Origin of the sequence: Parabacteroides sp. 20_3 (assembly GCF_964238835.1) — a bacterium.
Lineage (GTDB): Bacteria > Bacteroidota > Bacteroidia > Bacteroidales > Tannerellaceae > Parabacteroides > Parabacteroides distasonis.
Genome location: NZ_CAXSNO010000003.1, coordinates 420,049 through 432,736, shown reverse-complemented (window position 1 = coordinate 432,736; position 12,688 = coordinate 420,049). Strand labels below are relative to the sequence as shown.

Annotated in this window: 13 protein-coding genes; 2 read left to right on the top strand and 11 right to left on the bottom strand. The window is 48.2% G+C overall.

The window, feature by feature from the left end; all coding sequences use genetic code 11:
- The first annotated feature begins 17 nt into the window (after nt 1-17).
- Both ACESPU_RS08570 and ACESPU_RS08565 read left to right on the top strand, forming a co-directional pair.
- Nucleotides 18-1,646 (top strand): trehalase family glycosidase, encoded by a 1,629-nt coding sequence (locus tag ACESPU_RS08570; protein WP_227713670.1) that lies wholly within the window; start codon nt 18-20, stop codon nt 1,644-1,646.
- 81 nt (nt 1,647-1,727) lie between these two features.
- Entirely contained in the window at nt 1,728-2,582 is an 855-nt protein-coding gene (locus ACESPU_RS08565) for a phosphatidylinositol-specific phospholipase C/glycerophosphodiester phosphodiesterase family protein (protein ID WP_158532721.1), read from the top strand.
- 118 nt (nt 2,583-2,700) lie between these two features.
- Here ACESPU_RS08565 and ACESPU_RS08560 read toward each other — a convergent pair whose 3' ends face one another.
- The 11 genes from ACESPU_RS08560 to rpoN form a co-directional block, all read right to left on the bottom strand.
- The gene (locus ACESPU_RS08560) at nt 2,701-4,020 is read right to left on the bottom strand and encodes a murein hydrolase activator EnvC (RefSeq protein ID WP_158532722.1); all 1,320 of its coding nucleotides are present in this window, start codon (nt 4,018-4,020) and stop codon (nt 2,701-2,703) included.
- A gap of 6 nt (nt 4,021-4,026) precedes the next feature.
- Entirely contained in the window at nt 4,027-4,872 is an 846-nt protein-coding gene (locus ACESPU_RS08555) for a DUF4292 domain-containing protein (RefSeq protein WP_005860032.1), read from the bottom strand.
- Entirely contained in the window at nt 4,869-6,587 is a 1,719-nt protein-coding gene (locus ACESPU_RS08550) for a tetratricopeptide repeat protein (RefSeq protein WP_217773606.1), read from the bottom strand. Before ACESPU_RS08550 ends, ACESPU_RS08555 begins: the two co-directional genes overlap by 4 nt.
- Nucleotides 6,588-6,615: 28 nt before the next feature.
- Nucleotides 6,616-7,050 (bottom strand): dUTP diphosphatase, encoded by a 435-nt coding sequence (dut, locus tag ACESPU_RS08545; protein WP_022192384.1) that lies wholly within the window; start codon nt 7,048-7,050, stop codon nt 6,616-6,618.
- 3 nt (nt 7,051-7,053) lie between these two features.
- The gene (locus ACESPU_RS08540) at nt 7,054-7,374 is read right to left on the bottom strand and encodes a type II toxin-antitoxin system RelE/ParE family toxin (protein WP_044545172.1); all 321 of its coding nucleotides are present in this window, start codon (nt 7,372-7,374) and stop codon (nt 7,054-7,056) included.
- The gene (locus tag ACESPU_RS08535) at nt 7,365-7,658 is read right to left on the bottom strand and encodes a hypothetical protein (RefSeq protein ID WP_005863458.1); all 294 of its coding nucleotides are present in this window, start codon (nt 7,656-7,658) and stop codon (nt 7,365-7,367) included. Before ACESPU_RS08535 ends, ACESPU_RS08540 begins: the two co-directional genes overlap by 10 nt.
- 49 nt (nt 7,659-7,707) lie before the next feature.
- A complete protein-coding gene (locus ACESPU_RS08530; RefSeq protein ID WP_373133277.1) occupies nt 7,708-9,543 on the bottom strand; it encodes a 4-hydroxy-3-methylbut-2-en-1-yl diphosphate synthase in 1,836 nt (611 codons plus the stop codon).
- 106 nt (nt 9,544-9,649) lie between these two features.
- Nucleotides 9,650-10,156 carry a 5-(carboxyamino)imidazole ribonucleotide mutase gene (purE, locus tag ACESPU_RS08525; RefSeq protein ID WP_373133276.1) on the bottom strand — a complete coding sequence of 169 codons (507 nt, stop codon included), beginning with the start codon at nt 10,154-10,156 and terminating at the stop codon, nt 9,650-9,652.
- Between the two features lie 2 nt (nt 10,157-10,158).
- Nucleotides 10,159-10,539: a glycine cleavage system protein GcvH gene (gcvH, locus tag ACESPU_RS08520; RefSeq protein ID WP_005863462.1), complete on the bottom strand. Its 381-nt coding sequence runs from the start codon at nt 10,537-10,539 to the stop codon at nt 10,159-10,161.
- 16 nt (nt 10,540-10,555) lie between these two features.
- Entirely contained in the window at nt 10,556-11,176 is a 621-nt protein-coding gene (locus tag ACESPU_RS08515; RefSeq protein WP_005863464.1) for a hypothetical protein, read from the bottom strand.
- A gap of 6 nt (nt 11,177-11,182) precedes the next feature.
- Complete coding sequence (rpoN, locus tag ACESPU_RS08510) at nt 11,183-12,640, bottom strand: RNA polymerase factor sigma-54 (RefSeq protein WP_373133275.1); 1,458 nt, start codon at nt 12,638-12,640, stop codon at nt 11,183-11,185.
- Between the last annotated feature and the right edge of the window lie 48 nt (nt 12,641-12,688).

The window sequence follows — 12,688 nt, the reverse complement described above, 5'->3', positions numbered from 1 at the left end:
TAAAAATATCATAAAGAATGACAACAAGACGAAACTTCTTAAAGCAATCCCTTCTCGCGGCAGGCGCGGCCTCCGTTCCCGCCGGGAACCTTTTAGCGCAAGAGAAAATGGAAGAGAAACGACCCAAGTACAATCTTCCTTACAAGAACACCTACCTGAAGGAACCCTTCGTGACCGAGAACGAGTTCCGGACGGCGAAACCGGAGACCATCACGCCCGGAACCTTCGAGGAGGCCAAGCAAATCCTCCCGGACCCGACTTGGAGCGGACACGAGAAGGAAATCGAGATGTACTGGAAAGCTTGGCAAATCGGCATCGGCAACATCAAGGCCCCGGAACCGGATTCCGGTTTCGTATGCAGCTACCTCGATGTCGCCTACAACGGCAATATCTTCATGTGGGACTCCGCCTTCATGATGATGTTCGCCCGTTTCGGTACCCGCTTCTTCCCCTTCCAACGTACGTTAGATAATTTCTACGCCAAACAACATCCGGACGGTTTCATCTGCCGGGAGATCAAGGCGGACGGAGCGGACTGTTTCGAGCGTTACGATCCGACCAGCACCGGACCGAATATCCTCCCTTGGAGCGAGATCGTCTATTATAAGCAGTTCGGCGATATAGACCGCCTACACAAGATATTCCCCGCCCTTTGCGCTTATTATAAATGGTTGAAGCTAAACCATACGTGGCGCAACGGTACGTATTGGACCAGCGGTTGGGGTACCGGCATGGACAACATGCCCCGGGTGGAACCGAAATACAACCCGATATACAGCCACGGCCATATGATCTGGCTGGACGTTTGCTTGCAACAATACTTCACCGCCGGGCATCTGCTTGAGATGGGTTTCTATCTGGAGCGTTGGCAGGAGATCGAGGAGTTCGAGGACGAGCAGAAGATGCTAAAGAAGTATATCAACGAGAACCTATGGGACGAGAAGGAACATTTCCTTTTCGATCAATACGCCGACGGAAGCCTTTCCTCCACCAAGGGAATCTACGCGTACTGGGCCTTATTGACCGATGTCCTATCCAAGGAACGCATGGACGCTTTCGTGGCCGAGCTGGATAACAAGGAGACATTCAACCGCCTGCACCGCGTCCCTTCCCTTGCCGCCAACCATCCTAAATACAAGGATAACGGCCGCTACTGGCAGGGTGGCGTATGGCCGGGAGCGAACTATATGGTGATTACCGGCCTATTGCAACAAGGCTATCGTAAATTGGCTTACGAGATCGCACGCAACCATTATGATAATGTCCTGAAGGTGTATAAGAATACCGGAACGTTCTGGGAATACTACGCTCCGGAGCATGAGGAGCCGGGCTTCATGGCTCGCCCGAATTTCGTGGGCTGGGGCGGGCTGGCACCGATCTCCGGCTTGATCGAGCAAATCTTCGGCATCCGCTCCAATGTGTACGAGAAGAAATTGACCGTAGACGTGAACTTGACGGAGGCTTATGGTATCGACCGTTATCCTTTCGGCCTCGACGGGCTGGTAGCGATCAGAGTCAAGGCCCGTTCTTCCGCTACCCAAGAGCCGCAGGTAGAAATTACCAGCGACGTCCCCTTGGAACTAACCGTCCTTTGGGGCGACAAACAGAAGACGGCTAACGTAAAACCCGGCACGCGAACCATATAAAACAGTAAATCCATCAAACATCCAGTTGTAGAGACGGGGCACGCACCGTCTCTACAACTAGACTCAAAAAACAATTAGTATATGAAACAGATTCTATCCTTATTTATCACCTCCCTCGCCCTCTGTACGGCTTGCTCCTCCCCGAAGGGATCGGACACAGTTCAAGTGGCGGAGACAACCACGGAGCAGACGATTCAGAAAGCCTCCTCCGCGATTCATTACAACGCCTTCTCGCACAATGATTACTGGCGGGAGAGACCTCTGCTGGACGCCTTGTCCTTCCGCTTCAACTGCGTGGAGGCCGATCTGTGGCTGATCGATGGCGAGCTATACGTTTCCCATGACCGCCCGGAACCCAACCCGGCCATTACCTTCGAGAACCTATACCTCAAGCCGCTCGTGGCCCGCATACAAGCGAATGGAGGTAAGGTCTATCCCGATAGCGACCGTCCTTTCTACCTGATGGTGGATTGCAAGGCACAAGGCGAAGAGATGTACAAGCTATTAAAGAAACAGATGGAGCCTTACAAGGAATATTTCTGTTCCGTCGATAACGGCGAATATAAAGAAGGTGCCGTCCTCTTCTTCCTTTCCGGTGACCGTCCGAAGAGCAGCCTGCCGAAAGAGAACAGCCGCTTCACCTTCCTCGACGGACAAATAAAGGATCTGGGACAGGGCATCCCTGCTTCCCTCGCTCCGGTCATAAGCGATAATTACTCCGATTTCTTCACATGGAAAGGCGAAGGTGAGATGCCCGCCGACCAACTACAGAAGATGCGTGAGATCATCCGGAAAGTCCACGATGAGGGAAAACTATTCCGTTGGTGGGGTGCCCCGGATACCGAGCAGTTCAAACGCTTCTTCATCAAGGAAGGTGTAGACTTGGTAGGTGCCGACGATCTGAATGGGTTATACAACGTATTGAACGAGCGTTAAACGAGAAAATTACAATAGGCATTATAAGGTTGTTACAATGGGCATTCTAGCATCCTTACAACAGGCATCGTAACAGCCTTATAATGCCCATCATAGTTTTAACATATCACAACCGCTTTTATTCCAACCAAGGCTGCGGATTCAGCTTCGTCTTTTCCTTCCACAATTGGAAATGGAGGATCGTGGAATTACCGTCCTCCGGGTCTGAATAGATCCTTCCGATCGCTTGACGGGTAGAGACCCGGTCGCCTGCTTTTACATATACCTGACTCAAATTGCTATAAACCGTCAAGTAGTTACCATGACGAACGATTACGGAATTATTATACCCCGGCACCACGAACACACGCGTTACCTCCCCATTGAATACCGCACGGGCATCCGCCCCGGGTGAGGTCTGGATATCGATACCACTATTACTGGTACGAACATATTTCAACTCCTGATGCTGTTGCTCGCCGAATGTAGCGACGATCGTATGTCTTCCGGCCACCGGATACGGCAAACGTCCCCGGTTATTGGCGAAGTTATCGGACAATTGCTTCTCCGCCTTTGTCATCGCATAGCCCCCTTTCGTATCCGCCACACGTTCCTCACGGATCGGCTCGTTTTTACTCTCCGGTACGGGTTTACCCTTAGCGGCAGCTTGTTCACGGGCACGGCGCTCACGTTCCGCACGTTCACGGGCGGCTTTCGCCTCGGCCTCGGCACGGGCGATCTCCTCGGCGATCTGCTTCTCTATCTGTCGGTTTAAAGCCTCGGCTTGACGACGCTTCTTTTGGAGATCCGCCTTCAAATCCTTTTGTCTCTTATTCAATAGCTGGACTTCCTCTTTCTGAGAAGCTTCCTCACTTTCTAGCTTCTTACTCTCTTCTTGACGAGTTCCTAAAAGGACACGCTTCTCGGCACGGGTCTTCTCCATCTCAGCTTGCTTGCGGCTGATCTCGGCCTGCTTTTCAACGATGTCATTCGCTTGCCGCTTCTGCCAATCCGCATATTCCCGCAAATACCGCATACGCCGCATGGATTGAGAGAAACTCTCGGCGGATAGGATAAACAACAATTTATCTTGCGAGCTATGGCGTTTATAAAGCCCTCGCATCGATTTACCGTAATTCGTCTGCTTATCGCCCAGTTCCCGTTTTAAGGTGCGCAACTGGCCTTGGATATTCAAGATATCTTTCTCGATCTCATCCAGCTCTTGATTCAATAAACTGATGACTTTCTTACGCGAAAGAATTTGTTTGGAAAGTAGATTCAAACGGTTCAGGGAAGTTTTAGCAGTCTGGGCCGTCTCCTGTAATAATTTATTCGTCTCCTCGATATCGGCCAACGCCTCCTTGCGCTGCTGCTCCAACTGACGGACAGCGGCGGATTTCTGACCGTAAACCACGGTAGATAAAGACAATGCCAATAGAACGATCCAGACGTACCTCATGATAGATTATTGATTCAGATTCGTAATCGTTTTCAATACTTGCGCAAAGGTAATACGCTTATATTTAGAAGGAACCGAGAAATCCAACTTGAGCGGCTCGTCCAGTTGGATACGGGAGTAATGGATCTTCACCCCACCCTCGGGATTCCCGTTCTTCAACACCTGCACATCCATCAACATCGGGAACGGCTGCCGATCCACCAAGCGAAAATCCTCGTACAGCCATTGCAAGGCATAACGATCGGAAGGATCCGCTACATAGGTAGAGAGAAGTTTCTCCTCGCCGTCCGCCTTAAAGGTATAGAATAACCCCATGGCATCCTTCGTCTTGATCTCGGCGACCGGACCTTCTTGATTCAGCTTAAACCGATTATAATGCTTACGGGAAACGCCTTGCTCCCCCGGGATAAACAGATGATTCGTGAAAAGAGCCTGCAAATTATAGAAGTTGAACTCGATCGGAGTCTGTCCTTGCAAATTGGAATAATTCTCGATCATATAGCGTTTATTCATGCGGTCTACCACTTTGATCGTATCCCGGCTCAACTCGATACGGAAGATCTCGATCCCGAGAAATGGCTGTACCGACAGCTGGAAAGCGCTATCCTTGACCATCTTCATATCCACCCGAGAACTCATTTGCTTACCGGGGATATCCAGATCCACGTTCAGCCGGGCCGTCAAGGTACGGAACTGGAAGGATTGATCCTCCACCGACTGGAAGAACTCATTATGAGCCTTCACGCTAGCGGATTCCACCGTCCCGACTTTCTTGGACGATTTACAGCCTGTCAACATCGAAAGTAAAAGACCTCCACATAACAGGAAGGTCAAGAAATAGTCTCTTTTCATTTCGCGTTCTCGTCTTCTATATATTGTTGCTCGGCGATCTTACGGTTCAAGATATCGGAATCCTTCCCCATCTCTTTCGCCTTTTTCCATTGCTCCACCGCTTTTTCCTTATCACCGTTCATGAAAAGGATGTCCCCATAATGATCCACGAGTTCGGCGCTCTTTGTCTTATCTTTCTCCAAAGCGCTCTCGATATAGATTTTCGCCAAGGTATAGTTTCCTTGTACGAAGAAGATCCAAGCGTAGGTATCCAGATACGTGGCGTTGTCCGGTTCCAGCTTGATACATTGGGCGCTCATACGCTCCGCCTTCTTCAAGTCTTTCTTCTCCAAGGAAAGGAAGTAACTGTAGTTGTTCAGTACGACCACGTTCTTGTCATTGTACTTCAATGCCTCATCGTACGCTTTATACGCTTGATCCAATTGCCCCATCTGGTAATAAATATCACCGATCTGGCCGTAGAAATCAGATTTCAGCGGCAGGTTCTCCTTCGGGATGATATTCAAGCCCGCATAATAGGTATTCAAGGCTTCTTGATATTTCTGTTGTTGGTAGTAAGCGATACCCAGATAGAAGTAATATTCCGGCGACTCGGGGAAAAGCTCCATACAAGCCGTACAGATACGGATGACCTCCGGGATATCCTCCCCTTTCAAAGCCAAATTCAGCAATTGCTGCCAAGCCCCGGCGTTACTCGGTTCCATCTCGGTTACCAACTGGAACTGGAATTTCGCCTCCTCTGTCTTTCCTTGGGCCATCAAGAGACCGCCATACATCAGCTTTAAGTCAATATCCTCCGGATGTTGCTCCAAAAGAGTTTGGAATAAATGGTTTGCGTTCTCGGTTCCCTGCTTCGTTTGTTGCAGTTTCAAGATATACCGGGAAAGGATGTTCACTTTCGTCTCCACGTCCAGCTTCTCGTTTACCAAAGCGCTACGGATTTGTTGCTCGGCGGCCTCCTTATCCCCTTTCGCCTCGTAGTAATTGGCCATAGAGACGATATAATAAGGGTCAGTCGGATCAATCTCATTCGCTTTTTGATAGCAAGCCAAAGCCTTGTCCATCTCCCCGTTTTCCAAATGAAGATCGCCCAATACGATCTGGTAACGGGCCTCCATAGGATATTTAGCCGCTAGCTTCTCGATCTCCTTGAAAGCCTCTTCCGGTTTCTCCAACTGGACGTACAGTTTGTATTTCTGCATGGAGATCGCCTCGTTCATACCCATAACCGACTCCAATGCGTCATAAGCCTCGATCGCCTTCCCGATCTCGCCGGCTTGCGTCAAGGCATCGGCCAGATAATAATTCAGCTCCTCCTTCTCCGGATAATCACGAACCAGTTCCTCGTACTCCTCGGCGGCTTCGCCATACATACCCAGATTCCGGGTGATAGACGCCAATGCCATTTTATACGTGAAATTATCCTTGCTGTTGGCTACGGCTCTTTTCAACATCTCGACCGCTTTCTCCGGACGGTTCAACTGTACATAAAAAGAAGAAAGCTCATACAAGACCGGAGCCGCCGTCGAGTCAATCGCCAAGCAATGGTTGAAGGCATCATAAGCGGCGTCAAATTTCCCGGCGTTCTTCAAGTTCAAGCCCTCATAAAAGAAGTAATCGAATTTACGTTGATCCTTCTCCGTTTCTGTAGCACCAGCCGGGAGCACAGCGACCAACGAGAGGAAAGAGATGAGATATATCAGTTGCTTAAACATCCTATTATTCTTGTTAACCTTATTATTCTTATTCTTTTCCGGTATGACCGAATCCCCCGGCTCCCCGCTCCGTATCATCCAACGTCTCCACGAGTTCCCAATCCACATGGCTATGAGCGGCTATAACCATTTGGCAGATACGCTCACCATCATTCACCGTAAAAGGCTCGGAAGATAGATTCACGAGAATGATACCGATCTCCCCCCGATAATCGGCATCGATCGTACCCGGCGTATTCAGCAGGGTTATCCCATGCTTTAAAGCCAGCCCGCTACGAGGACGCATCTGGGCCTCATAGCCTTCCGGCAGCGAGATATAAAGTCCGGTCGGGATTAATTTACGTTCCAACGGTTTCAACACAACCGATTCCGACAAATTCGCCCGGATATCCATCCCGGCAGATAAAGGAGTCGCATAACCCGGCAGCGGGTGATGCGATTTATTGATAATTCTTACTTTCATATATTATCTTATTTTCTTTATTCCCGAACGGAGACTATTCGGATTACACCGAGTGCTCCAAAACGAAGCGATAAAGACCATATCATCATCTATATAATAAATAACCTTATAATTCTTATGAACAACCAAACTGCGATACTCTCGTTCAAGCCCTCTCAAAGCAGGTTCAATCTTACCTAAACGAGGGAAAACAGACAGCCGCTCATTTGTTCTCTGCACTTCGTCCACAAAACGAATCACGGCCTTTTCCCCAAAAGCAAGAAAACCAAACGATATCGCTTCCTTAAACAACACCTTAGCCTCATCAAGCCAAACTACTTGCATAAGAACGGATATTCATTTCTTAGCTCTTGAAAGACTTTCTCGCTCGGGGTAAAACGTCCAGCGACACGATCCTCTTCAGCCCTCCCTAGACTTTCTTTCAATTGAGCGATCGAATGAGGTAATGCCGGTACATCTCCAAACAAACTATCAGAAACCTCTTGTCTTTCTTGAAACTTTACTTTTACTTTTCTTACAGCATCAAGAATCGCTTCCATAAGCTCCTCATTACCTAAGGCACTCATGGTTTCCTCTATATATACATATTTCAATTCATTTACTGTCATACTTCTTAATAGGTTCTAATCCTTGATCTCCACAAAGGTAATGAATTAACTAATTAACCCAATCCCCGTTCTCTTTTATTAACTGAACTAAACGTTCTACAGCGTCTTCCTCGGGGATATTCTTTAGGACACATTCCTTACCTTTATACAGGCTGATTTGTCCACGTCCGGCACCCACATAACCATAGTCGGCATCGGCCATCTCGCCGGGGCCGTTTACGATACAGCCCATGATACCGATCTTCAAGCCTTTTAAATGGGAAGTAGCCTCCTTGATACGGGCGATCGTTGTTTGCAGGTCGTACAAGGTACGTCCGCAACTCGGACAAGAGATATATTCCGTCTTACTGATACGGGTTCTTGTAGCCTGCAAGATCCCGAACATACAGCGATCCGAGACAACCGCCTCGCATCCCTCATTGTGCAGCATCAAGCCATCCCCGAAACCATCCAGCAAAAGCGTACCGAAATCGGCGGCGGATTTCAGTTGCAACAACTCCACATCCGTCTCCCGGAAATCACGATGTAAGACAACCGGCACGTCACAACCCGCCATCAGCAATTTATGCATAGCCGCACGTTGCGAACCAACCCCATTCCGATGATGTGTACTTAATAAAACCACCACGGTCTTATCCGCTTTCAAGATCTCCAACATACGATCCGTAAGATCCATATACGTCAGACGGATAAACTTAAGCGGACAATCGTAATCCTTTAACTCCTCCGCTTCCGAGGCGATGAAGCAAGGAAAAGCATTCGGACGCTCTTTCCAAAAATGAGCGTCTACCAATAAACGGAAATTATCCGGCAAATTATCCGGATCTTCCTTTCCTATATATATATAGTCCGGCAAGGACAAATAATCAAACTCAAAATCCCCGCTACTACGATCGGAGATCACGACTGGCGGGAAAGTACCTCCGATACCCTCCACCACACGGCTTATACGACGGCATGTCGCCACCGTATCGAAACCGGGAGCCATCGAAGCCTCGATAGGACGATGATTTTCCCGTTCCCTAATATAATCCACCAATTTACGCGCTACCGGCATTTCCGCCTCGGGGTCCTCACTCAAGGAAACCCGGATCGTATCACCGATACCGTCACATAGAAGCGTACCGATTCCGACAGCGCTCTTGATACGCCCGTCCTCACCGTCACCCGCCTCCGTTACCCCAAGGTGCAAGGGGTAATGCATATTCTCGGCCTCCATCGTACGAACCAACAACCGCACGGTCCTTACCATGACAACGGTATTGGAAGCCTTAATCGAAATAACCACATCCGGGAAATTCTCCTCCCGGCAAATGCGAAGAAACTCCATACAACTCGCTACCATCCCCTCGGGCGTATCACCATAACGGCTCATGATACGATCGGAGAGCGAGCCATGATTCACACCGATACGAATAGCGGTGCCATGTGCCTTACAAATATTCAAGAAAGGGACGAACCGCTCACGGATCTTCTCGATCTCGGCGGCATATTCCTCATCCGTATATTCAAGATGGCTGAATGTCTTTACCTTATCTACATAGTTTCCCGGATTGATACGTACCTTTTCCACCTCACCGGCGGCGGCATCAGCCGCTCTAGGATTAAAATGGATATCAGCGACCAAAGGAGTCGTATACCCTTGTTCATTCAATTGTTTACGAATCTCGCCCAAGTTTCGGGCTTCCCGTTCCCCCTGTGCCGTAAAACGCACATACTCAGCTCCCGCCTCGATCATACGGATCGCTTGAGCTACTGCCGCCTCCGTATCCATCGTTGATACATTAGTCATGGATTGAATACGGATAGGATTCTCACCTCCCATGGGTGTGTCACCGATTTGGGCAACGGATGATTTACGGCGGTTGTAATTAAAGTAAGCCATTGTTAATTGAAAATTGAGAATTGAAAATTGAGAATGAGTGTTGAGAACTGAAAACCTAAAGAGAGACTTTCTCCTTAATTTTCAATTCTCAACTTTCAACTTTCAATTAATTAGTTTTGTATTTAAAAGAAACCTTAGCCAACTCCTCGTTAGCCTTCACGATTTTCTTCTTCAAATCCTCCTTATAAGCGGATAGCTTCTCCTGAAGTTGCTCGTCGCCGACGGCAAGCATCTGCACCGCAAGGATACCAGCGTTCAAAGCGCCATTGATGCCGACAGTAGCCACAGGGATTCCCGGAGGCATCTGTACGATAGCCAACAAGGCATCCATACCGTCCAGCGTAGAGTTAATAGGCACGCCGATCACGGGAACCGTCGTCATGGAAGCGATCACACCGCAAAGATGAGCGGCCATTCCGGCAGCGGCGATGATAACCTTGATTCCACGTTCTTTAGCTCCTTTGGCGAAAGCCTCCACCTCAGCGGGAGTACGGTGTGCGGATAGAGCATGCATCTCGAACGGGATCTCCATCTCATCCAAGAACTTAGCCGCCTTCTCCATAACGGGTAGATCCGAGGTACTACCCATGATAATACTTACAACAGGTGTCATTCTTATTTAGCGATTAATTTTTGATAGTCTTCAGCGGATAATAGTTCCTCCAACTCAGAAGCGTCCGTAAGAGAAATCTTGATTAACCAACCTTTACCATAAGCGTCTTCATTAACCAATTCAGGAGCGTCTTCCAATTCAGCGTTTACTTCCAAAACCTCTCCGCTAACCGGCATGAAAAGATCGGAAACAGTCTTAACAGCTTCAATCGTACCGAACACCTCTTCTTGAGCGACGGTCTCCCCCTCTGTCGTAATGTCTACATAAACGATCTCACCTAGCTCGCCTTGAGCGTAATCAGTAATACCAACATAAGCTACGTCACCTTCTACACGAATCCACTCATGGTCTTTTGTGTACTTTAAATCTGCAGGAAAATTCATAATTTTAGTGTTTTTATTAGATGAATAAATAGATATAACTCATTAATGAGGCTACAAAGGTACATATAAATCCCAGACAAAACCCCGCATATACCTGCATTGGTGTATGCCTTTTTAAAAAGATACGCGAGGTACCTAATAAACCAGCCACGATCAACACGACTATAAAAGCCCAGTAGGGATTTATCATATGGATACGCGCCACTCCCATAACACCGCCCAGTAACCCGCCGATACCAATGGCATGCGCGCTAATCTTCCAAGCAAAATTGATGCATAAGGCGATTACCAAGGCTACGCAAGCCCCGATCAGCATCGCTAACAACCAAAACGGCATCAGCATCTTATACAGGAAAAAGATACATACCAAGATGGAAGTGATAAAAATCAGATAAGGAACCACCCGCTCCTTCCGGTCGGAAAGCTCTATATCGCCGGCCGCGCCATTTTTCACCAATAAGAAGATGAAAAGCCCGGGAACTATCGCTGTCGAAATAAAGGTACCTCCGGCAATCAGCAGCTTCACAGGTAACGGGTAAATGGCGAGAAATGTAAACATCAACGCCAACACGATCCCATAGGTCACCATAAGCAACGGATGGAACACGAAGGATATTATATTCGAGAATAGTTTCATACGCTTTTATATTTCTTTTCTCAGACGAGCTACCGGAATCCCCAGTTGCTCCCTGTATTTCGCTACCGTACGCCGGGCGATGACATACCCTTTTTTTTTCAGGATCGTAGCCAACTCCTCATCGGTCAACGGTTTTCGTTTATCTTCGGCATCTACATGTTCTTTCATGATCTTTTTCACCTCACGGGTCGAGATCTCCTCACCGGTATCGGTCTGCATAGACTCGGAGAAAAAGTATTTCAACGGATAAATACCGAAATTCGTTTGCACATATTTACTGTTACTTACCCGGGAAATAGTGGAGATATCATATCCCGCACGCTCCGCTACGTCTTTCAAGATCATGGGATGGAGGGTAGCCTCATCGCCTGTCAGGAAAAAGTCCCGTTGTAAATAGATAATCGCCTCCATGGTACGCTGCAAGGTCTCATTACGTTGCTTGATAGCGTCGATGAACCACTGGGCGGAATCCAACTTTTGTTTCACGAACTGTACGGCATCCCGCCTCTCAGCGGTTTGGTTCGCCTTATTCGCCGTATAATCCTGAAACATCTCGGCATACTCCCGGTTGATACGCATATCCGGTACCCCCCGGTTATTCATGCTCAAGATAAGCTCTCCATTATGCGCTTCCACCACGAAATCCGGGATGATCTGGCTCATCGCCACTTCCATAGAACCACCCCAACTACTTCCGGGTTTCGGATTTAACATAGTAATCTCGTGAATGACCTTCTTTAACGTTTCCTCATCGATATCGAGACCTCGTAAGATCTTATCGTAATGTTTGCGGGTGAACTCCTCGAAATATTCGGTCAAAACACGAATCGCCAAATTTGTAACCGGAGTATTCTCCTTCTTATCCAGCTGGATCAACAGACATTCTTTCAAGTCACGGGCACCTACCCCGGCAGGCTCAAAATCTTGGATGATATTCAAGATAGACTCGATCTCCTTCTCATCTACCTCTTGTCCGGCTTGGAAGATCAAATCGTCCGCTATCGCCGAAAGGTCCCGGCGCAAATAACCGTCATCATCGATATTTCCAATGATATACTCCGCTATTTTCATTTGCTTATCCGGTAAATCCCTTAACCCGAGCTGCTGTAACAGAAACTCATTCAAGGATTGGCTTACGGAGAAGGGGACATCCTCTTTCCGTTCCGCACGCTCGGTCATTTCCCGTAGCTTATAATCAGGTATATCGTCTTCCGTTAAATAATCTCCCAAAGAAAGGTCGGTCTCAGTATCAACAGAAGGGATCTCTTCTCCCCCCTCCTCGCTTTCAGTTCGTTCAAAATCATCAACAGGCTCTTTTCCTTCCTCCAAGGCTGGGTTATCTTCCAGCTCATGCTTCACACGTTCTTCCAACTCGATCGCGGGAAGCTCCAGAAGCCGTATCAACTGTATCTGCTGAGGGGATAGCTTTTGCTGTAACTTTTGTTGTAACTGTTGCTTTAACATAATCTAAATCATTGCACTGTAAGGGCAGGACAATCACCCGCCCTCTTA

Bases quoted from the DNA above. Each gene is read 5' to 3' on its own strand.
- ACESPU_RS08570 (WP_227713670.1), top strand. From the start codon at position 18: ATGACAACAAGACGAAACTTCTTAAAGCAATCCCTTCTCGCGGCAGGC.
- ACESPU_RS08565 (WP_158532721.1), top strand. From the start codon at position 1,728: ATGAAACAGATTCTATCCTTATTTATCACCTCCCTCGCCCTCTGTACG.
- ACESPU_RS08560 (WP_158532722.1), bottom strand. From the start codon at position 4,020: ATGAGGTACGTCTGGATCGTTCTATTGGCATTGTCTTTATCTACCGTG.
- ACESPU_RS08555 (WP_005860032.1), bottom strand. From the start codon at position 4,872: ATGAAAAGAGACTATTTCTTGACCTTCCTGTTATGTGGAGGTCTTTTA.
- ACESPU_RS08550 (WP_217773606.1), bottom strand. From the start codon at position 6,587: ATGTTTAAGCAACTGATATATCTCATCTCTTTCCTCTCGTTGGTCGCT.
- dut (WP_022192384.1), bottom strand. From the start codon at position 7,050: ATGAAAGTAAGAATTATCAATAAATCGCATCACCCGCTGCCGGGTTAT.
- ACESPU_RS08540 (WP_044545172.1), bottom strand. From the start codon at position 7,374: ATGCAAGTAGTTTGGCTTGATGAGGCTAAGGTGTTGTTTAAGGAAGCG.
- ACESPU_RS08535 (WP_005863458.1), bottom strand. From the start codon at position 7,658: ATGACAGTAAATGAATTGAAATATGTATATATAGAGGAAACCATGAGT.
- ACESPU_RS08530 (WP_373133277.1), bottom strand. From the start codon at position 9,543: ATGGCTTACTTTAATTACAACCGCCGTAAATCATCCGTTGCCCAAATC.
- purE (WP_373133276.1), bottom strand. From the start codon at position 10,156: ATGACACCTGTTGTAAGTATTATCATGGGTAGTACCTCGGATCTACCC.
- gcvH (WP_005863462.1), bottom strand. From the start codon at position 10,539: ATGAATTTTCCTGCAGATTTAAAGTACACAAAAGACCATGAGTGGATT.
- ACESPU_RS08515 (WP_005863464.1), bottom strand. From the start codon at position 11,176: ATGAAACTATTCTCGAATATAATATCCTTCGTGTTCCATCCGTTGCTT.
- rpoN (WP_373133275.1), bottom strand. From the start codon at position 12,640: ATGTTAAAGCAACAGTTACAACAAAAGTTACAGCAAAAGCTATCCCCT.